Source organism: Salinibacterium sp. NG253 (assembly GCF_015864945.1).
GTDB lineage: Bacteria > Actinomycetota > Actinomycetes > Actinomycetales > Microbacteriaceae > Rhodoglobus.
Genome location: NZ_JADYWF010000002.1, coordinates 522,320 through 542,791 on the forward strand (window position 1 = coordinate 522,320; position 20,472 = coordinate 542,791).

At 60.8% G+C, this 20,472-nt stretch carries 20 protein-coding genes; 12 read left to right on the top strand and 8 right to left on the bottom strand.

Going from position 1 to position 20,472, the window contains the following annotated elements:
- Nucleotides 1–29 precede the first annotated feature (29 nt).
- The gene (locus tag I6E52_RS12375) at nucleotides 30–1,508 is read right to left on the bottom strand and encodes an aminopeptidase P family protein (RefSeq protein ID WP_197157831.1); all 1,479 of its coding nucleotides are present in this window, start codon (nucleotides 1,506–1,508) and stop codon (nucleotides 30–32) included.
- Between the two features lie 96 nt (nucleotides 1,509–1,604).
- Nucleotides 1,605–2,618: an endonuclease/exonuclease/phosphatase family protein gene (locus tag I6E52_RS12380; RefSeq protein ID WP_197157833.1), complete on the bottom strand. Its 1,014-nt coding sequence runs from the start codon at nucleotides 2,616–2,618 to the stop codon at nucleotides 1,605–1,607.
- Nucleotides 2,619–2,651: 33 nt separating this feature from the next.
- Between I6E52_RS12380 and I6E52_RS12385 the strand changes: the two genes are divergently transcribed.
- Nucleotides 2,652–3,518: a PHP domain-containing protein gene (locus tag I6E52_RS12385; RefSeq protein ID WP_197157835.1), complete on the top strand. Its 867-nt coding sequence runs from the start codon at nucleotides 2,652–2,654 to the stop codon at nucleotides 3,516–3,518.
- A gap of 59 nt (nucleotides 3,519–3,577) precedes the next feature.
- Nucleotides 3,578–4,750, top strand: coding sequence for a MalY/PatB family protein (locus tag I6E52_RS12390; protein WP_197157837.1), 1,173 nt, complete (start codon nucleotides 3,578–3,580; stop codon nucleotides 4,748–4,750).
- Here I6E52_RS12390 and I6E52_RS12395 read toward each other — a convergent pair.
- Nucleotides 4,747–5,451 carry a TetR/AcrR family transcriptional regulator C-terminal domain-containing protein gene (locus I6E52_RS12395; RefSeq protein WP_307842533.1) on the bottom strand — a complete coding sequence of 235 codons (705 nt, stop codon included), beginning with the start codon at nucleotides 5,449–5,451 and terminating at the stop codon, nucleotides 4,747–4,749. The two genes, I6E52_RS12390 and I6E52_RS12395, sit on opposite strands and share 4 nt — an antisense overlap.
- Nucleotides 5,452–5,535: 84 nt before the next feature.
- Here I6E52_RS12395 and I6E52_RS12400 point away from each other — a divergent pair, with 84 nt between their 5' ends.
- Nucleotides 5,536–6,273 carry an NAD(P)-dependent oxidoreductase gene (locus tag I6E52_RS12400; protein ID WP_197157839.1) on the top strand — a complete coding sequence of 246 codons (738 nt, stop codon included), beginning with the start codon at nucleotides 5,536–5,538 and terminating at the stop codon, nucleotides 6,271–6,273.
- Nucleotides 6,274–6,433: 160 nt separating this feature from the next.
- A complete protein-coding gene (locus I6E52_RS12405) occupies nucleotides 6,434–7,387 on the top strand; it encodes an L-lactate dehydrogenase (RefSeq protein ID WP_197157841.1) in 954 nt (317 codons plus the stop codon).
- On the opposite strand, the gene I6E52_RS12410 is transcribed toward I6E52_RS12405, so the two are convergent.
- Nucleotides 7,376–8,119: a hypothetical protein gene (locus tag I6E52_RS12410; RefSeq protein WP_197157843.1), complete on the bottom strand. Its 744-nt coding sequence runs from the start codon at nucleotides 8,117–8,119 to the stop codon at nucleotides 7,376–7,378. The two genes, I6E52_RS12405 and I6E52_RS12410, sit on opposite strands and share 12 nt — an antisense overlap.
- 420 nt (nucleotides 8,120–8,539) lie before the next feature.
- Between I6E52_RS12410 and I6E52_RS12415 the strand changes: the two genes are divergently transcribed.
- Genes I6E52_RS12415 through I6E52_RS12445 form a run of 7 tightly spaced genes read left to right on the top strand, consistent with a single transcriptional unit; the run spans nucleotide 8,540 to nucleotide 16,768 of the window.
- Nucleotides 8,540–10,189, top strand: a complete 1,650-nt coding sequence (locus I6E52_RS12415) for an ABC transporter substrate-binding protein (protein ID WP_197157845.1) — start codon at nucleotides 8,540–8,542, stop codon at nucleotides 10,187–10,189.
- Nucleotides 10,186–11,163, top strand: coding sequence for an ABC transporter permease (locus I6E52_RS12420; RefSeq protein ID WP_197157847.1), 978 nt, complete (start codon nucleotides 10,186–10,188; stop codon nucleotides 11,161–11,163). Before I6E52_RS12415 ends, I6E52_RS12420 begins: the two co-directional genes overlap by 4 nt.
- Nucleotides 11,163–12,032 (top strand): ABC transporter permease, encoded by an 870-nt coding sequence (locus I6E52_RS12425; RefSeq protein ID WP_197157849.1) that lies wholly within the window; start codon nucleotides 11,163–11,165, stop codon nucleotides 12,030–12,032. Before I6E52_RS12420 ends, I6E52_RS12425 begins: the two co-directional genes overlap by 1 nt.
- Entirely contained in the window at nucleotides 12,029–13,708 is a 1,680-nt protein-coding gene (locus I6E52_RS12430; protein WP_197157851.1) for an ABC transporter ATP-binding protein, read from the top strand. Before I6E52_RS12425 ends, I6E52_RS12430 begins: the two co-directional genes overlap by 4 nt.
- Nucleotides 13,705–14,811, top strand: a complete 1,107-nt coding sequence (locus I6E52_RS12435) for an FAD-dependent oxidoreductase (protein ID WP_197157853.1) — start codon at nucleotides 13,705–13,707, stop codon at nucleotides 14,809–14,811. Before I6E52_RS12430 ends, I6E52_RS12435 begins: the two co-directional genes overlap by 4 nt.
- Before the next feature lie 5 nt (nucleotides 14,812–14,816).
- On the top strand, nucleotides 14,817–15,584 hold the full coding sequence (locus I6E52_RS12440; protein ID WP_197157856.1) for a transcriptional regulator: 768 nt from the start codon (nucleotides 14,817–14,819) through the stop codon (nucleotides 15,582–15,584).
- A complete protein-coding gene (locus I6E52_RS12445; RefSeq protein WP_231602092.1) occupies nucleotides 15,581–16,768 on the top strand; it encodes a MalY/PatB family protein in 1,188 nt (395 codons plus the stop codon). Before I6E52_RS12440 ends, I6E52_RS12445 begins: the two co-directional genes overlap by 4 nt.
- Here the strand turns inward: I6E52_RS12445 and I6E52_RS12450 are convergent.
- Nucleotides 16,757–17,488 carry a transcriptional regulator gene (locus I6E52_RS12450; RefSeq protein WP_197107347.1) on the bottom strand — a complete coding sequence of 244 codons (732 nt, stop codon included), beginning with the start codon at nucleotides 17,486–17,488 and terminating at the stop codon, nucleotides 16,757–16,759. The two genes, I6E52_RS12445 and I6E52_RS12450, sit on opposite strands and share 12 nt — an antisense overlap.
- A gap of 54 nt (nucleotides 17,489–17,542) precedes the next feature.
- Complete coding sequence (locus tag I6E52_RS12455; protein ID WP_197157858.1) at nucleotides 17,543–19,042, bottom strand: DEAD/DEAH box helicase; 1,500 nt, start codon at nucleotides 19,040–19,042, stop codon at nucleotides 17,543–17,545.
- 175 nt (nucleotides 19,043–19,217) lie between these two features.
- Here I6E52_RS12455 and I6E52_RS12460 point away from each other — a divergent pair, with 175 nt between their 5' ends.
- Complete coding sequence (locus tag I6E52_RS12460; RefSeq protein ID WP_197157860.1) at nucleotides 19,218–19,934, top strand: ferritin-like fold-containing protein; 717 nt, start codon at nucleotides 19,218–19,220, stop codon at nucleotides 19,932–19,934.
- A gap of 14 nt (nucleotides 19,935–19,948) precedes the next feature.
- Here the strand turns inward: I6E52_RS12460 and I6E52_RS12465 are convergent, their stop codons facing one another.
- Nucleotides 19,949–20,239, bottom strand: a complete 291-nt coding sequence (locus I6E52_RS12465; RefSeq protein WP_197157862.1) for a hypothetical protein — start codon at nucleotides 20,237–20,239, stop codon at nucleotides 19,949–19,951.
- A gap of 2 nt (nucleotides 20,240–20,241) precedes the next feature.
- Entirely contained in the window at nucleotides 20,242–20,466 is a 225-nt protein-coding gene (locus I6E52_RS12470; protein WP_129073342.1) for a DUF3107 domain-containing protein, read from the bottom strand.
- Nucleotides 20,467–20,472 lie beyond the last annotated feature (6 nt).

Here is a 20,472-nt window from a genome sequence, read left to right on the forward strand (position 1 = left end):
CCGCGCTGGGCTGACGCGCGCCTCCAGAACTAGGAGCGGGCGATCCACGCTTCGACGGCATCCGCTGTTCTCGGGATGTTCACCGACAGGTTCTCAGCGCCGTCTTCGGTGACGACGATGTCGTCTTCGATGCGCACGCCGATGCCGCGGTATTCCTCGGGAACGGTGAGATCGTCGGGCTGGAAGTAGAGGCCGGGCTCGATCGTGAAGACCATGCCGGGCTCCAGCACGCCATCAAGGTACATGTCGCGACGGGCTGCAGCGCAGTCGTGCACGTCAATGCCGAGGTGGTGGCTCGTGCCGTGCACCATGTAGCGGCGGTGGAACTGCTTGTCAGCCTGCAGCGACTCTTCGGCGGAGACGGGCAGGAAGCCCCACTCCGCGGTCTTCTCGGCGATGACGCGCATGGCTTCGGCGTGGATGTCGCGGAACTTGATTCCGGGGCGCACGATAGCGAACGCCGCATCCGCCGCTTCCAACACCGCGTTGTACACGCGACGCTGCACCTCGGTGAAGGTGCCGCTGATGGGCAGGGTGCGCGTGATGTCGGCCGTGTAGTAGCTGTCGAGCTCAATACCAGCGTCGATGAGGATGAGGTCGCCGGCATTGACCGGCCCATCGTTGCGAGTCCAGTGCAAGACGCACGCGTGCGGGCCTGACGCGGCAATGGTGTCGTAACCGACTGTGTTGCCCTCGGCGCGGGCGCGACGGTTGAAGGTGCCCTCCACGAGGCGCTCGCCGCGGGTGTGCTCCACGATGTTGGGCAGGTCAGCGATGACGTCGTTGAAGCCCATCTGCGTGGCGTCAACAGCCGCGCGCATTTCAGCGACCTCGTAGGAATCCTTGACGAGGCGTAGCTCGCTCAGGTCGCGGCTCAGCTCGTCGTCACCGTCATGCTCAAGAGCTTCAGAGTCGGCAGCGAGCAGGCGGCGGCCATCAACCTGGTCAGTGACATCGCGGTCGGCGTCGCGCACGATCAGCGTTGAGGCGTCGACGCTGTCGAGCACAGCCTCAAACTCGACCAGCGGCAGAGTTGCCAGGCCGAGATCGGTAGCAACGTTCTCCAGCGAGGGACGCGGTCCGGTCCAGAATTCTCCGACATCCGGGTTGGCATAGAACTCGCTCGTGTCGCGGCCGGCAGCCGGACGGAAGTACAGGGTGGCCGAGTGGCCAGTAGCGGTGGGCTCCATCACGAGAACACTGCCGGCAACAACATCCGAACCCCACCCGGTGACGTGCGCAAAGGTGGAGTGAGCGCGGAATGGGTAGTCGGTGTCGTTAGAGCGCACCTTGGCGGCGCCTGCCGGAATGATCAGGCGCTGGCCGACATGAAGCTGCGAGAGGCGCTCGCGGCGCGCAGCGGCAAAAGCAGACTGCTCGCGGGGAGTGACCTCGGCGTCAACGCGCTCAGCCCACCCCGAAGAGATGTACTCAGCGAAGCCCGAAGACTGCGGAGTCGTAGAACGGTTAGAGGTCGCGCGGGGGCTGGGTGCCGAAGTATCTGCCATACCTCTAGTGTCTCTCGTCAGGCTGCAAAAAGCACTATCGAGAGGGACCCTCAGGGTTCGCATGATTGCGCGGCAGTGGGCGCTCAGGCTGGGTGGCTACTGAGTGCGTGACAGCGTCGCAAGAATCGGGCGGTGGTCGCTGCCGAAGCCGTCGTGCGACTCGATCACGCGCATCCCCGTCGTGGTCCACTCGCTTGTGGACATCACATGGTCAATGGGGGCGCCCAAGAGCGAAGGCAACTGGGTCGGCCACGTGCCGATCGCGGCGTTATCGGTCGCGGACGCGGCATCCGTGCAGCTGCCGAGAGCAAAATCGGCACCATCGGTGAGGGAGGCATAGTGGTCGAGGGTCGAATTGAAATCCCCAGCGAGGATGACATTGCTGCCGCGACACTGTTCGGCCAACCAATCGAGGTCGGTGCGCCAGTTCGTCATCTCGCCTCGCACGGGGGCGACGGCGTGCACGGCCACAATCGTGGGATTGGCGGGGTCTTGAGGAATCGCTACGACACTCGGCAGAGTCGAGGTGGTTCGCGCTTGCAGGTCAACGTCATATTCGCCGAGGGCAACGCTGATGAGCACTGTTGTCGATCGTGACTTCGAAATCTGGTCGTAGGCGAGAGTGTGAACCCACATCGGTCGGTCTGCTGCCGCCATCAGCTGGGCAACTTCGAAGCCCAACTCTCGGGTGGTCTCCGGAAGGCTCACAATGTCGGCGTCGTTCTCGAGCGCAAGATCAGCAATCGCTTGAGCGCCGGGAGCGTCGCCGAGCGTGTTCCACGACAGCACCGTTACATCGCCCTCAGCTTTCGTCTCAAAGCCTGGGCTGCCGAAACCACGCGTGGCCAACACCACGAGAGTGAGCGCGCTAAACGCGAGCGCCACCACCGCTAGCGATGCCGCGAAGCGGTGCATCCGCGCCGATAACAGAGCAATGAGTGTCAACGCCAGCACGGCCACGAAAGCGGCAGCAGCGCTGAGCCCGCGCATCGATACCACCTGGGCAGCACCAACCGTCTGCTCAAGGGAGAACAGTTGGGGCCAGGCCGCGACAATAAGGGCGGCTGCGGTGGCGAGTATAAAGATCGCCGCAAGAAAGCGTTGAATCATAGCGACCCGAGCCTAGAGCAATAGGCTTGCATAATGCTCAACACACCGATCGACCTGCACACTCATAGTGCCGTGTCTGACGGTACCGAAACTCCTACCCAGCTGGTGCGCTCCGCCGCCCGCGCTGGATTGGGAACGGTAGCGCTCACCGACCACGACTCCACCGCTGGCTGGCACGAGGCCATTTCTGCGGCATCCGCGTCGGGAATCAATGTGATTCCGGGTATGGAATTGAGCACCAACTTTGGGCCGGCGAGCGTTCACGTGCTCGCTTACCTCTTCGACCCGCTCGATCGCACCATTGTGACCGAAACGGCGCGCATTCGTGATGGTCGGCTTCGTCGCGCCGAACGAATCGTCGAAAAGATTGCCCTCGACTACGACCTGACCTGGGATGACGTGCTCGCCGAATCGTCCGACGGCACCACGCTGGGGCGCCCCCACATCGCTGACGCGCTCGTTCGCAAAGGTCACGTCGCTAACCGCAGCGCCGCGTTTGAGAGCATCCTGCACTGGCAGGGCGGTTACTACGAGAAGTACTACGCGCCCAGCCCGCTCGAGGGAGTGAAGATGATCGTCGCTGCCGGGGGAGTGCCCGTGCTCGCGCATCCGGCCGCCCACGGAAAATACCGATCAATGGATGACGCGGTGATCCGCGAACTCGTCGACAACGGGCTCTTCGGTCTTGAGGTGTACCACCGCGATAACACTGACGAGGGCAAGGAATGGCTGCTGACCGTCGTGAAGAAATTCGGGCTCGAAATCACCGGGTCGAGTGACTATCACGGCGAAGGCAAACCCAACCGCCTCGCAGAAAACACCACGGCTCCCGAAGTGCTCGAAAAACTCATCGCCCGCGCGACCGGCTCGAAGCCGTTCATCGCCCACGCGACACCGTAAGAATTGCGTGGCCCGACTAGGCCAACGCACATGTATCACCCCGCCGAGTAGGAGACAGCATGACCAGCAACGCCGAACAGTGGAACGCCCTCACCCCCGAACTTTTGCGCAGCCGAGGCAGCAACAAATGGACGGCGCCCGAAGGTGAACTGCTCTGTGCCGGCGTCGCTGAAATGGATTACGGCACCGCCCCCGCCGTGCTTGACGAGTGGGCCGCGATCGCTGAGCGCCTTGAGTTTGGGTACCCCGCAGAATCCGTCGCTCTCGAGATGAACGCGGCGACAGCGAAATGGCACCGCGAGCAGTACGGCTGGAACGTGGATGCCGTCGACGTGCATCCTCTCCCTGACGTTCTCAAGGGGCTCGAGCTCGCCATCCTCGAGTTCAGCAAGCCTGGTGCGCCGGTAATCGTGCCGACTCCCGCCTACATGCCCTTCCTCATGCTGCCGAAGACCTTCGGCCGTGAGGTCATTGAGTCGCCCATGTTGCGCGGTGACGACGGCAGCTTTTCGCTCGACCTCGACGACATCGCGCGGCACTTCGCGGCCGGAGCGAACGTGTTCGTACTCGCAAACCCGGGCAACCCCACCGGCAAGGTTTTCACCGCTGACGAACTCTCGGCGCTCGCCGACGTCGCTGACGCCCACGGCGCTCGCATTTTCAGTGACGAGATCCACTCGCCGCTCACTCTCTTCGGCAACAAGCACGTGCCGTTGGCGAGTGTTTCGGATGCCGGAGCACGCGTTGCGATCACCGCCACCAGCACGTCGAAAGCCTTCAATCTGCCCGGGCTCAAGTGTGCGCAAATTATCCTGAGCAACGACGCCGACCGCACACTGTGGGAAACAATCGGCTGGATGGCGTCACACGGTGCCAGCACGCCCGGAATGCGTCTCAACACTGCCGCCTACCTCGGTGGCGAGCCGTGGCTTGGCGAAGTGCGCGAATACATCGAAGGCAACATCGAGTATGCGCGGGCGGCGCTCGCCGAGCTGCTGCCTGAGGCACGCATGGCTCCGATGCAGGGCACGTACCTGGCCTGGCTCGACTTGCGGGCCTACTCGGACGAGCCAGAGCTCTCCGAGATGTTGGCGGAGAAGGCGGGCATCCGGGTCAATGGGGGTGTCGGGTACGGCGCAGTCGGCGCGGGTCACATTCGTGTGAACCTCGCAACGTCGCGCCCCATTCTGGAGCGAATCATCGCGCAGCTCGCTGCGGCGATGACGGCCTAGCGGCTTGCGGCCGCCTCGCCCCAACCCGGGAGGGGTAGGCGCTGTTCGAGTGAATCGAGGATGAGCTCGAGTCCGACCTCAAATTCGTTGGCATAGCTGTAGCCGGGCAGCATCGCGTGGCCAACGGCCATTTCGGTGAGATGCGGAAACTCGCCGGCCGGCATCTCGGTGACGATTCCGTCGGCGACTTCGGCGAGCTCCTCAGCCGTTTCGAAGGGCAGGCTGAGCTCTTGCAGCACGAAACCGTAGATGTAGCTGTCGAGCGCGGAGAAGGCATGCGCAGCGCCGGCGATCGAAAAACCGCCGGATCGCAGGGCGCCGATGACGGCATCGTGGTGACGAAGCGTCGCAAGACCGGGGTCTCGGCGTGAATCCATGAGCCCGATAGCCCAGCGGTGGCGCACGAGCACGTTGCGGGTAGAGATGGCGCGGTCGTGCATGGCCCTCCGCCAACCGTGTTCGGTGGTGGGGAGTTCGATTTCTCCGAAAACCAAGTCGACAAGGCCCGTGAGGATCGCATCCTTGTTGGGCACGTGGTAATAAATCGACATTGCTTCCACGCCGATGCGATCGGCGAGTTTGCGCATCGTGAGAGCGGCGGAGCCCTCTGCATCGGCAAGCTCGAGGGCGGCGGCGAGTACGGCGTCGCGCGTGATCGGTGGGCGCTTCTTGGTGGTGCGCGTTTGGCTCTTATCTGCCACTCGGCTGCTCCTTGTCGGACGGGGTATTGATTATCTTACTGCGTAAGGTAATCTTACGTCGTAAGGTTTATTTGGGAGGAAACCATGACCAGCTCCGAAAACAGTCGTCCTGCCACCGAGGCAGCACGCCAGCGCGTCTGCATTGTCGGTATCTCCGGCAAGCTCGGCCAGTACCTGACAGCTCATGCGCTCGAGCGCGGTTACGAAGTTGTGGGCGTGTGTCGCCCTCAGAGCGTTGCGAAACTCGACCACTTCGGCGATCGCATTACGGTAATCCCGGGGGAGACCTCTGACCGCAGTGTCATCGAGCGAGCGGTCGCGGGCTGCACCGCCGTATTGACGGTTCTTGCGCCGTGGGGCGTGCGGGATTATTCGTCGCGCACCGCTCAAGCCGTCATGGATTTCGCTCCGGACGGGGCACGCCTAATCTTCTCGTGTGGCTGGCATGTGCGAGCCAGTGCAGCCGACGTTTATTCGCGACGCTTCCTCGCGACGGTGGCCATCGCATCCTGGCTCGCGAAGGCGATGCGCGCCGTCGACATCGCTGACCAGACCCGCGCCGCAGAACAGATCTTCGCGAGCGACACTCGCTGGACGCTCGTGCGCGGGAGCGACCTCGAAGAGGGTGAGAGCGAAGGGCTGCCCGCGTGGAGCCCGGCGGTCGGTTCGCCGTTGTTGGAGAGCAACCTCACCCGCCGCACCGACTTTGCGCTTTTCATGGTGGAGGCAATCACCAACGACGCCCTCATTGGCCAAGCGCCTGCGATCGTCGGATGCCGCAGCGAGTCTGCCTTGGGGCATGCTTCGTCGGCGCGCGCCTAGCTACCCCACGGCCAAAGCCGCGAGCGGCAACTTCGCAATGTCGCCGGTCTCTACGCTCTCGCGGCGGGTTTCGTTCCCCTCTACTACCTCGTTAGTTTTCACTTCGAGTATTCAGGGTAACTTCACGACCTCCGCGAGGCAGTCGTGGGACACTAATCGCATGAGCCTTGTCGAGAACTCAAAGCTGACCATTGTTGGAGCCGGAAGTGTGGGGGCGAGCGCCGCCTATGCTGCCTTGATCAGAGGGTCGGCCCGCCAAATAGCCCTGTATGACATTGCGACGAAAAAGGTGGATGCCGAAGTTCTCGACCTTTCCCACGGCACTCAGTTCACCGGGTCGAGCCAGATCATGGGTGGTAGCGATATCTCGGTCGTGGAGGGATCCCACGTCGTGGTGATCACGGCTGGCGCAAAGCAGAATCCTGGCCAGTCCCGCATCGAACTTGCTGATGTCAACGCCCGCATTATTGGTTCGATGATGCCGCAGCTCATGGAGGTCGCGCCTGACGCGATCTACATCATTGTGACCAACCCCTGTGACGTGCTCACGGTGCTCGCTCACGAGCAGTCGGGGCTTCCGCCCGAGCGTATCTTCGCGTCCGGTACCGTGCTTGATACCTCGCGGCTGCGCTGGAAGCTTGCCGAGCGCGCCGGCGTCTCACCTTCTAGCGTTCACGCGTCGATTATTGGCGAGCACGGTGACTCCGAGTTTCCGTTGTGGTCACGCGCCACCATCGGTGGGGTTCCGATTCTGGAATGGCAGCGCGATGGCCGCCCCCGCATGACAGAAGCAGAGCTCGATGACATCGCCGACGGCGTCCGCAACGCCGCCTATAAAGTCATCGAGGGCAAGGGCGCGACGAACTATGCGATCGGGTTGTCGACTGCCCACATCGTGGAGGCGATCCTCGGTGACAAGCACTCCGTCATGCCGGTTGCTCCCGTGCTCACTGACTTCCACGGAATCAGCGGTGTCGCGCTGTCAGTGCCCTGCATCGTGAGTGCCTCCGGCGCGGTCCCGATCAAAGAAACCACCTTCAGCGAGACAGAGTTACGCCTCCTCACCGAGTCGGCGGCTACCTTGCGCGGTGTCGCTGACTCGCTACGACCGTAGAAGCGTTGCCAGCAGCGACTTCGGCCTCGATGTCGCAGCCATCGACGCGATTTCTGCCGAGGTGGAGCGGATGTCGGTGGTGTCGTTTTCGATGAGAATCCGGCAATCATTGATAGCGCTCTGAAGCAGCGCTTTCAGTCGTTGGTCGGCGCCGGGCGAGCACGCGCAGGCGATACCAATCACTGAGCTGCGGATGATCGACTGGGTCATTCGCGTCACATCCCGAGCTCGACGACCTCGACCACGGACGGGGTAGTCCGCACTGAACTTGCGCGCCCAGAATTCGGCCGCTGGTGCCTGAGCGAACGCCGCAGTGACGAGATCTGCCAGATCGTCGTCGGGGTGAGGCTCGATAGTCGCCAGCTGTGATTGCGCAGCAATGATGCCGACAGCGAGAGCCCGTTGCCGCCCTTCGCTGGCGATCGGCAGGGCCGCGGTTGCCGCGCGCAGTGCGATGCGAAGTTCTAGGCGCGGGTCGTCGCTCGTCAGACCGATGACGGACGGGATGAGCTCGACCAACTCTGAGCGGTGGTGGTCGGGGGTGCAGTCATTGACGAGGCGCGCCAGAACGGCGAGTGCCGGATGAGTGCACGAGGGATGGTCACTCCACTTTTCGCCCGCGAGGTAGGAGGCGAACTCCATGAAGCAGCCGCCCCGGCGGGGAGTGCGATGGCGCCCAGCCGCGAGAACGGGCATGAAATCTGGTGATGAGCTCTTCTGTTGCACCGGCATTGATCTCCTCCTTGGCTACCGCGTGCTGAGGAACATTTTTTCTATTGTGCGCCTGTTCTAGCGATAAAACCAGAGTCATTGTCGAGGGCATCGGGCGTCCTCAGTAGACGCGAGCGGTGGGCGGTGAGAATGGCCGGACGTAACAGTTGCTACGCGTGTTTTGAGGTGATTACCGTCGTTTTTTGGTTTTCGCCGATATCAATAATTACTCAACACCGTGTTGCATTTTTGCGCTAAAACCTGCAGAGGTTTCAACTATGTTTCAGGCACCTCCACAAATTGTTGCTTAAGTTACTTTCTTGTTGCGTGCTTCAACAACTATTGCAAGGCCTCCACTGCTTGTCATAACGTCGCCTCCAACGCGCCAATGATGCCCCGTTTCTTCACATCCCGACCTGGAGCCGACCCAAGGAGACATCGATGTTGAACACACCCTCGAGGCGCACAATGCGTCTCGTCACGAGCGGGGCAGCAGCCCTCGCGATCACGGCGGGACTCGTCGCGTGCAGTGCAGAAGAAAGCACGACTGCGAGCGGGGGAGACCCCGTTTCGGGCGGGACCCTAACTTTCGCCTCAAACGGCGACACCGATTGCCTCGATCCGCACCAGAGCGCGGCGGACCTCGCGGCCCTCTACTCTCGCCCCATCCTCGACTCCCTCGTGAGCCTCACTGACGACGGAGAGGTTCATCCCTGGCTGGCTAAATCGTGGACGGTCTCGGATGACCAACTGACCTACACGTTTGAGCTGCGCGACGACGTCACTTTCACCAATGGCGAGAAGTTTGATGCCGCCGCGGTCAAAGCGAACTTCGATCACATCGTTGACCCAACCACAGCATCCGCACTCTCAGCCGGATACATCGCGCCGTTCGTGGCGGCAACAGTCCTAGACGACTACACAGTGAGCGTGGAGTTCTCCTCGCCCTTCAGCGCATTCCTTCCCTCGGTGGCTACCGCGTACTTCGGGATGGAAGCGCCGGAGACACTTCTGCAAGATCCGGGGGAACTCTGCAAGGTAATCGTGGGCACCGGCCCCTTCATGAGCGAGACGGGATATGTGGCTCAACAGGGCATTACGTATCTCAAGAACCCCGACTACAACTGGGCTCCGGAAACAGCCAACCATCAGGGCGCTGCTTACCTCGACGAGCTTGTCATGACGATCGTTCCTGAGGATTCTGTGCGACTTGGCTCACTCTCGAGTGGAGAAGTCGATGCGATCGCGAGCATTCCACCGGTGAATGTGGAATCGCTCGAGGCTGACTCCAACCTCTACACCGATAGCGCTGCGGCGCCAGGGGGAAACTACAACTACTTCCCCAACACCGAGATGGGCGTATTCGCAGATATCGACGTTCGCGAAGCATTCCGCATGGGTATTGATTTCGATACGCTCGTCGGCTCGGTGTACTTCGGTGCTTTCGAACCAGCGAACTCACCCATTGCACCGAACACGGCCTACTACGACCCCTCGCAAGAGTCCTCGTACGAATATGACGCGGATGCAGCAGCGAAACTGTTGGACGACGCAGGTTGGGTAATGGGCGCTGATGGCGTTCGCGTGAAGGACGGCGAGAAGCTTGCGATCCAAATGCCGATGATCTCTGGCGCACGCGAACAACGGGACACGCTCGCCCAGCAGGTGCAAGCGGAGGCCGCCAAGCTTGGCTTTGAGATGGTGATTGAGTCCCAAGACCTCGGTAGCTACGTAGAGGCACTCGGAAACGGCTCTTACGATCTCATCGAGATCAGCTGGCAGCGGTCCTCTCCCGACGTGCTTCGCACTCTGTTCGACAGTGCCAACATTCCCGATGGCGGCTTTAACACCGCGTTTTCACGATACACATCGCCTGTGATTGACGATTCGCTGGCGGACGCGCTCGCCACGCTCGACCCGGATGAGCTCACCGAGCTGTATGGGACAGCCCAGCAGGAGATTGCGGATCAGGTGTTGGTTTTCCCGCAGTACGTTTTCTCCTACATCCTCGGAGCCTCTACCTCAGCGCAAGGGATCGAATGGGAACCGCAAGCGTTCCCGATCTTCTATGACGCTTGGAAATCCGAATGACCATTTCGACACCCGTCGAATTGATTGTGGCTGCCCCGGGACGCAAGTCCCGGGGCCTCGCCCAAGCAATAGCTCGGCGCATTGGAATCGCGGTCATCGTGATTTGGGGAGCGATCACGGCGTCGTTCCTCGCGTTGAAATCGATGGGCGGGGACCCAGTGCAGTCCATCGCGGGTGGGGTGGTGCAAGTTACTCCAGAACTACGCGAACAGATCATTGCAAAGTATGGGCTCGACGATTCATTTTTTCAGCAGTATCTGAGCTATCTCGGTGGTGTGCTGCAGGGTGATCTCGGTACTTCGTACGCGTTACGTCGCCCCGTCGTGGAAGCGATTGCGGAACAGCTCCCCAACACCATGACGCTCCTGATCACTGCCACAGTATTTGCCGTCGCCGTAGCTTTCATCGTGTCATTGACGACTGCTCATCGTGGCAAACGAGTGCGCTCTACTTTTCAAGCGTTGGAGTCGATCGGCGTAGCAGTTCCCGCCTTTTGGCTGGGCATCATGCTCATCACCATTTTCTCCTTTGGTTTGAGGATGTTTCCCTCCACAGGAGCAAACGGTGTGGCAGCTCTGGTGCTACCAAGCATCGCGCTCGGGCTCCCCGTTGCTGCCACCTTGAGCCAGGTGATGCGGGACACTCTGGAGAAGACTCTGGATGAGCCGTTCATCGTGACAGTCCGCGCACGCGGTGCAGGGGAATTTGTGGTTCGCGTGCGGCATGCACTGCGTCACAGCCTTGTCTCGGTGATCACTCTGGTGGGGTGGCTCTCAGGCACTCTCATTGGCGGGGCGGTCGTAGTTGAGCAGGTGTTCTCTCGGCCGGGAATCGGGCGAATGATCTTCTCCGCCGTTCTCAATAAGGACATGCCTGTCGTGCTCGGCATCGTGATCGTAGCGGCTGTCTTCTACGTCATTGTCAACACTGTCATTGACCTGCTCTACCCAATTATTGATCCGAGGCTCCGATAATGACGACACTTGCTTTGAAGCCGACTATTTCGAACTCCATCCGCGAGGTATGGCATGCAATCACTAGGGCCCCTATCACTGTGGTGTTATCGGCGCTTATGCTCGCCTTCTTCGTCCTCGCGGCGGTGTGGCCAAACCTGATTGCACCGGGAAACCCGCTCGCAGCGGACCCTCTCCAGACGCTCAAGGCACCGAGTGCAGCGCACATCCTCGGCACCGACGAAAACGGTCGCGACGTGTTTACCCGCATTGTTCACGGTGCGACCCCATCGCTGTTGACCGGTCTTGGTGCCTCCGCGCTCGCGCTTATTGCAGGAACTCTGCTTGGCGTGATTGCCGCGCAGGGCGGAAAATGGGCGGATGCCGTAGTCATGCGTTTCGTTGACATTCTGCTGGCAATTCCAGGACTGCTGCTCGTGCTCGTCATCATCGCGGTGATGGGCAAGGGCACGCTTAACGTCATCATCGGCATCGCGCTTTTCTCCGTGCCGGGTTACGCGCGCCTAGTGCGTTCAGAGATCATGGTCATCCGTCGTTCCGGTTACGTCGATGCGTCAGTGTCGCTGGGCATTCCGCGATTGCAGATCGTAATGCGGCATATTGTGCCGAATGCGATTCGTCCCGTGCTTATCCTCGCCACAATCGGCATCGGATCGGCGATCGGCACGGGGGCGACGCTTAGCTTCCTCGGGCTGGGCCCGCAGCCACCAGCTCCAGAGTGGGGTGCAATGTTGGCGTCCAGCCAGAGCTACTTCTCCGTGGCTTGGTGGGCGGCGCTCTTCCCCGGCCTAGCGATCACCGCTGCGGTGCTTTCGATCACCGTCCTTGGTCAATATCTGCAACGTCGTCTCGACGGGAGAACAGCATGACGAATACAGTCTCGAAGTTGGAAGATGCCGCTCCTCTCGTCGATGTGCGTCAATTGCGGATCGCATTTGGCGAGGGGGAAAAACGCGTCGAAGTTGTCCACGGAATCGACTTTCATATCGCCCGTGGTGAGTGCGTTGCGATCGTAGGCGAGTCTGGTTCAGGCAAGACGGTTACAGCACGCAGTCTCATCGGGCTCACCGGTGCTGGTGCGGTGGTCACCGCCGATGAGATCGCAGTCGGTGGGCGGAGCATCATGGCGCTCAGCAACAAGCAGTGGCGAGAGTTGCGCGGAGTCGAGGTGGGTCTGGTGCTGCAGGATGCGTTGGTCTCATTTGATCCGCTCCGTACCGTCGGAAAGGAAATCTCGGAACCGCTCGAGCTCCACAAGACAGTTCCGTCAGCGGAAATCGAGGAGAAGGTGATCGAGCTGCTTCGGCAGGTTGGCGTTCCCGAACCTGAGTTGCGCATGAACCAGTACTCCCACCAACTATCGGGAGGGCTCCGTCAGCGGGCGCTCATCGCATCAGCAATTGCAGCGAATCCTGCGCTGATCATCGCCGACGAGCCCACAACGGCGCTCGACGTCACCGTGCAAGCTCAAGTCCTAGAGCTGCTGGCGGCGCGCAAGCGGGAGAACACCGGCATTCTGCTTATCAGCCACGATCTTGCGGTTGTTTCGCAGGTCGCAGACCGGGTGTACGTCATGCGCTACGGCGAATTTGTCGAAGACGGGCCAACGGCTGAGGTTCTGAACAATCCCCAACACGAATACACCAAGGCGCTCCTGGCCGCCGATCCTGTAGAACATGCGAAGGGCACTCGGCTCTCGATCCAGGTCGGTGAGACTTTGGTTCAACCTCGTGCCGAAATCTCCAGTGATGTTGTACTGAGCGCTACGAACCTCGTGAAGAGTTTTGGCGATCGCACCGTTGTTCATGGTGTCAGTTTCGACCTTCACCGCGGCGAAACGATTGGCATTGTCGGGGAGTCAGGTTCTGGCAAATCAACGACGGCCCGGATGGCGCTAGCGCTTGACGAGCCAGATAGTGGCAATGTGTCGCTCGATGGCCGTCCATGGTCGGGGATTCCAGAACGGCAGCGCCTCGCTCGGCGACCGCGAATGCAGGTTATCTATCAGGACCCGCTGAGCTCGTTCGACCCGCGTTATAGCGTGAGCCAACTTCTCGGTGAGACCCTCGCGAGGATCGACCATCCGCGCTCGGATCGGAAGGCGCGGAAGCTGGAACTGCTGGATCTAGTCGGTCTCACGTCGAGCATGTTGGAGCGTCAACCTCTTCAGATGTCTGGTGGCCAACGTCAGCGCGTTGCGATCGCTCGGGCGCTCTCAATGCGTCCCGAAATAATTGTGTGCGACGAGGCAGTGTCGGCGCTCGACGTGTCAATTCAAGCGCAAGTCCTCGACCTTCTTGCCGATCTGCAAGCAGAATTTACGATGTCGTACCTCTTTATCTCGCACCACCTCGGCGTAGTTCGTCACGTTAGCGACCGCGTTCTTGTCATGAAAGACGGCTGGGTAGTGGAGCAGGGCGATGTCGACGACGTATTCGAGCATCCACAACATCAGTACACCCAAGAACTGCTGGCGGCTATTCCGCGCATCAGCAGCGTCGCCGAAGCAGCGGCAGCACCGCAACAAAGGAGAACTGCATCATGACTCAACATGTCGACACCGTCGTAGTCGGGGGCGGAGCGATGGGCTCATCAACCGCCTGGAATCTTGCGCGACGCGGGAGGCCCGTTGTCCTTCTAGAGCGTTTCGCCCCAGGCCACAAAAATGGGGCTTCGCATGGCGCGACGCGCAACTTCAGCACGGGGTATGTAGACGAGGTGCACAACTCAATGATTCATGAGTCACGACGGCTCTGGAATGAACTAGAGGATGCAACCGGAGAAACCCTTCTCGATGTTATTGGCACCGTCAACCATGGCGGAATTGATGTGACGCGAAACGATTGGTTGAGGGAGCACGGCGTTCCCGTTGAAATGCTTGCAGCCGAAGAAGCTCACGAGCGGTGGCCGGGCATTCGATTTGCTACTGCGGTGCAGTACATGCCGGAGGGCGCCCGGGTGCGGGCAGATGCTGCCGTGGCCGCGCTTCAGCAACAAACGGCGGCGCTAGGTGGCGTGGTGAAACACAACACCGAGGTGCTCAAGATAACCGTGCTCTCAGACGACGCGGTGGAAATCGTGACGGGTGACGAAACCTATATTGCGAAGACCGTCGTCGTAACGGTGGGCGCGTGGACAACGAAATTGTTGGGCGCAACAATGGCCCTTCCACAACTAGTCGTCACCCAGGAGCAGCCTGCGCATTTTCAACAACGGGATATCGCAACGCCGTGGCCGAGTTTCAATCACGCGCCCATCGCAGGTGACTCCGATTACGACTACTGGTACTCGCCCATCTACGGCATGCTCACCCCAGGAGAAGGAATCAAGGCCGGTTGGCACGGCGTTGGTCCGGTGACGGATCCTGATTTGCGCAGTTTCGTTCCGGAATCAGTGCAACTCGCCGCGCTACAACGCTATGCGCGTGACTGGCTGCCTGGCACGGACCCAGACGATTTCATTGCGATCAGTTGCACCTACACGACGAGTCCCAACAGCGTATTCGTGCTCGACAGGGTCGGACCAATTGTAGTTGGTGCGGGGTTCTCGGGCCATGGGTTCAAGTTCACGCCGAGTGTGGGGCGCATTCTTGCTGACCTCGTTGATGGCACGTCACCTTCTGCGCCGGTTTTCTCGCTGGCTCGCTAATGAAAGTGGATCGCGCCAGAAGTGATGATTATGAATCCTCGGCATCACACGAACTGAGCGCAGACGGAGAGCGGGTTCTCGAACTGTTTGCAGGGCTTGTTGAGCCGCTCTGGCGGAGCTTGAGCACGGATAGCGAAGTGGTGCTGCACGAGATCCGTTTGCTGCCGAATTCCGTGGTTGCTATCGCAGGCACGGTGACGGGGCGGCAAGTGGGCGACCCCGCAACTGATTTGCTCCTTGAGCAGCTACGGAATGTTGACCGGGTGCAGAACAACATCGATTACCAGAGTGTATTGCCCGATGGTAGGCGGTTGCGTTCCTCCACGATGATTGTGCGGGACAGCGGCGGTATCCCGGTTGCTGCGCTGTGTATCAATACCGATATTTCGGATTGGCTCACTGCGCAGGAGCAGGTTGATGCGATGGTGTTGGGGCGTGCATCATCCGCACGTTCTCGACCGCCAGCGCGGCTCGAGAGTCCCGCCGTTCCTGCCGGGGAGAGGGGGAAGTCGGAGCGGGGGGAATCATTCCCTCGCAGTGTCGACGAACTGGTGTCGGAGCTAATCGGAAGCGCGATTGAGAACACCGGTGTCCCCGTCGAACTTATGAAGAAGCAACACAAGCTGGCCGTAGTGGAGCAGCTTGAGGCACGTGGCCTCTTTCTCCTGAAGGATGCCGTCGAAGTCATCGCCGTAGCGCTCGGTGTGACTCGCTTTACTATCTACAACTACCTCAACGAACTCGCTGCAGCGGGAAAGAGTGAAAAATCATGACGATGACCAACCCGATTAGTCCATTGGCCGCCCAATGGGATGCGATCAGTATTGATGAGCTCGTCGCACGAGGCAGCGCCAAATGGAGCCTAGAGCCCGGTGTGATCGGAGCGTGGGTGGCGGAGATGGATTTCGGTACCGCACCTTCGGTTATTGAGGCGTGGCGAACATCGGAACGGCGTCTCGAATTCGGCTACCCGCCCGCAGCGTTAGCCGCGGATATGTCGGCAGCGACCGCCCAGTGGTACTCCTCGCACTATGGCTGGGACGTTGACCCCGAGGACATCTCTCCGATTGCGGACGTTATCAAAGGCCTTGAGCTGGCGATCGTGGAATTCACCGCACCCGGCGGCGCGGTTATCGTGCCGACACCGGCATACATGCCGTTCCTCTTTGTGCCGCCCGCCCTCGGGCGAGAGGTTATCCAAGTGCCCATGTTGACCGATGAGAACGGGCTGCTGGTGCTCGATTTGGAGACGATGGCGACGCACCTCGACGGTGGGGCGAATCTCATCATCCTGGCAAACCCGGGTAATCCCACGGGGCGTGTCTATACAGCGGCTGAGCTCACCGCGCTCGCCAACCTCGCGGATGCCCACGATGCTCGTATCTTCAGCGACGAGATCCACGCCCCGTTGACGTTGTTTGGCAACCGTCATATTCCGCTCGCGAGTGTGTCAGACGCAGCCGCGCGTGTCTCCATCACTGCTACATCCGTGTCGAAGGCATTCAATCTTCCTGGGCTCAAGTGTGCGCAGATTATCCTGAGCGCTGACGCCGACCGCGAGAAGTGGAAAACGATTGGATTTATGGCCAGCCATGGGGCGAGCACGCCTGGTATCCGAGCCAATACGGCGGCGTATAAAGACGGCGCACCGTGGCTTGATGAGGTAACACGCTACCTCGAGTCGAACTACCTAATACTCAAGGATGCGCTCGCTGCACAGCTGCCGGATGCCAAGCTGCTACCGCTTCAGGGTACCTATCTGACGTGGGTTGATTTCAGCGCCTATGAAGTTGCTGGTGAGGTCGGCGAGGTCTTGCTGGAAAAGGCAAAGGTGAAGCTCAACAGTGGCCCCGCATTTGGCGAGGGATACAACGGTTTCGTACGGTTGAACATAGCAACGCCGCGGCCCGTGCTCGAAACCATCGTTGATCGAATCACGCAAGCGTTAACTGCCTGAGGGCCCGTCGGCGTCCCCGTGTTCGTTGCCGGGGGCGCCCTCGAGCTCGTTCAAGTAGTTGTAGATCGTGAAGCGGGTCACTTCCAGTGCGCCGGCGACGGTTTCGACTGCGTCCCTCAGAAGGAACATGCCACGCTCGCGAAGGCGGGCGACTACGGCGAGCTTGTGCTCTTTCTTCATTAGATCGACCGGAACCCCTGCGCGGGCGATGGTGTCAGCGATGAGGTGATCGGCCAGCTCTTCAACGTCGTGTGCGAAGCGTTCGTTCGAGCCTGTCCCCAGGGTCTCCGCGGTGGCGGGAACAAGCGGGAAACCGCTCATCTCTGACACTAGGTCGCGCAGTCGTTCCCAAGCGCCGAGATCAGAATTGACGCACAGCGCGGCTACTGGTTCACCCCGCGAATTTCGAAAGATCGTCGTGCTCGACGTTAGCTGTCGGCCATCGGGGAGCACCGTGGAATAGCCCTGAAGAAAGTCCCGTGAGCTCCCACTTGCCACGGTTTCGAGGAGAACATCCGTAGCGGGATCGCCAACGGCACGACCGGTGACGTTTCCAGCAACGGCAACGATGGACTCGGGCAGTTTCGCGATCTCGTGGAGCACCACTTCGGCCGTACCTGGCACGATCGGCGTGATGGTGCGCACAACGTTCTCAAGCATCGTGATGATGCTCGCGTTCTCGGCGACAATCCCGACTTTGGGCGTTTCCTTTTCGGCCATAACTCTTATTCTGCGTGACTCCGCCGCTAATCGTGGCGATTCTCGTCGTTTGTTCTACGCGGTCGGAGGCGCAGTCGGTGCGCCTTCGTTTCCGCCACGACGACGACGCGTGCGCTTGCGACGGGCGGGTGCTCCGCCGTCGTGCGTGCCGCCGCCTTCGGGGCGGTTGCTGTCGTCAGTCGCACGGGCGCTGGCTACCGAGCTACCCTCGGTCGATCGTGCACCGGCGGTGGAGCCAGAACCCGATCCAGAACGCGTGCGGTTGCGGGGAGGACGTGACGAGTCGGTTGAACGCTGTGATCCGCGGCCACCGGCTGATCCTGATCCGGAGCCCGAAGCAGCACCACTGGTGCGCAGCGACGGAGCGTGCGAGCCAGGAAGGCGGCCCTTGGTTCCCTCAGGAATGTCGAGGTCGGTGAAGAGGTGCGGGCTCGACGAGTAAGTCTCGGTTGGCTCGGGGATGCCCATTTCGAGCGCCTTGTTGATGTGCGTCCACTTGAGCATGTCAGCCCAGTCCACGAACGTGACAGCAACACCGGTCTTGCCGGCGCGGCCCGTGCGGCCTGCGCGGTGCAGGTACGTGTCGTGGTCGTCGGGGATGGTGTGGTTGATCACGTGGGTAACGTCGTTAACGTCGATGCCTCGTGCCGCAACATCCGTCGCGATGAGAATGTCTTTCTTGCCGGCCTTGAACGCAGCCATGGCGCGCTCACGCTGCTCCTGGTTGAGGTCACCGTGCACGGCGGCAGCGTTGAAGCCGCGGTCGTTCAGTTCTTCAACAAGCTTGGCAGCGGCACGCTTGGTGCGCGTGAAGACAACCGTCTTGCCGCGACCCTCAGCCTGCAGGATGCGCGCGATGACCTCGTCTTTGTCGAGGTTGTGAGCGCGGTACACGACGTGCTTGATGTTCTTCTGCGTCAGGCCCTCGTCGGGGTCGGTGGCGCGGATGTGGATGGGCTTGTTCATGAAGCGACGAGCGAGAGCCACGATCGGGCCGGGCATCGTTGCCGAGAACAGCATCGTGTGACGGGTGGGAGGCGTCTGAGCAAACAGTTTCTCGATGTCGGCAAGGAAGCCGAGGTCGAGCATCTTGTCTGCCTCATCCAAAACCATCACCTTGATGTCTTTGAGTGACAGCATGCGCTGGCTGGCGAGGTCGAGCAAACGACCGGGCGTGCCGACGATAACTTGGGCGCCGGCCTTAATCTGTTCGACCTGACCTTCGTAGGCCTTGCCGCCGTAAATAGCGGCGATCTTGGTCGAGCGGTTGGATGCCGCGAGCACGAGGTCTTCAGCTACCTGAACACAGAGTTCGCGAGTCGGCACCACAATGAGTGCCTTTACTCCGGGCTCGGGATCTTTGCCGAGCGACTGCAGCACGGGAAGCCCGAAGCCGAGAGTTTTACCGGTACCGGTCTTAGCCTGACCGATGATGTCCTGGCCTGCGAGGCCCATAGGAATGGTTTGGGTTTGGATCGGGAACGGTTCGATGATGCCCTTGGTGGCAAGAGCATCGACCATGTCCTGATCGATATTAAGTTCTGAAAAAGTCACGTATGAAGCCCGTCTAGGTGCGATGCGCCCTTTTTGACCTGGGGCGCGGGACCCCCTCCTGAGTCGGGGGGATGCCCGCAGTTTAGCGGGTTCTGCTGGGTCGAGGCCGTGAATTGAGGCGGCGAGGCGGGTTGTTGCAACTGCGCAGGGCTCTCACACGCTCTAAGCTGGCTCCGTGGTTAAGTGGTTTTCGCGCAAGCCAGGTCGCATCGAAGTGCCTCGCCTTCGGTCACGGTCTGATGTTGCAGCGACCGAAAAAGTAGCCCTCGCGGAGTTCACTCCCGACATTCTCGCCTTCTTGGGGCGCGCAGCGTATGTGCAGCTCAAGATTTTTGAGAACCTCTCGCGCGTCATCGCTAACGCCCCGACGACGGCGGCGAAGACCGCGATCGGTAAGGCCGCAGAGCTGTCGCTGTCGAAGCACCGTCAGCTGGTAGACGAAATCACCAAGGCCGGCGGATCGCCAGCGGAAGTGATGGACCCCTTTACTGAGTCGGTCGACAACTTCGAGCGCATCGCTCGCGGCGCCGATTGGTATGAATCGCTCATCACGGCCTATCTGAGTGCCGGATTCTTTGACGACTTTTATGCGCTGCTTGCGGCCGGACTGCCGTCAGAATCCCACTCGCGCCTGGTCGCGATTTTCCGCGGAGAGTCTGGCGAGAAGGTTCTTGCGGAGTACTTGCAGGCAGCGATCGACGCAAACCCTCGCCTCGATTCACGGCTCGCCATGTGGGGTCGTCGTCTCATGGGCGACATGATGCTGTTGGCGCGATCGGCGCTCGTTTTCCCTGACCACACGCGCACCACCGAGGCGCAGGTTGAGCCGGTATTTACCGAACTTATCGCGGCGCACACGCGGCGCATGGATGCGCTCGGCCTCACCGCCTAGCGAACTGCGTTCAGTTAGCCGCGTGAGAGCGCTTCGAAGGAACGCACGTCGGCGGCTTCGCGGTGGCGCGGCAGGCGGATGGCGACAACCAGAGCCACGGCTATGCCGGCAAGCAGGCTTGCCACCCAGATCCAGGTGCCATCAAAGGTGAGACCGGCCCACACGAGGGCGACCCACACCGTCGCGGTAACCGCAGCACCGACAGCGGGCAGCAGCGCCGCCCCGTACATGCCGCGCGACGGCAGCAGGTAGCGGATGATGGTTGCGAGCGACGCTCCGATGACGGTGACGAACAGCAGTTCCACTGTTAGGCCACGAATCCGATGCGGCGCGACTCTTCTTCGCCGAGTTCGACGTAGGAGACCGACGCGGTAGGAACGATGTAAAGCTTGCCCTTGGCGTCACGCAGGCTCACGTACTTGGCATCCGAGTTCAATGCCTCGGCGATGATGGTCTCGACCTCGCTCGACGACTGTGCCGACTCGAAGTTGATCTCACGGGGGCTGTTGTTGATACCGATGCTAATGTCCACGACCCA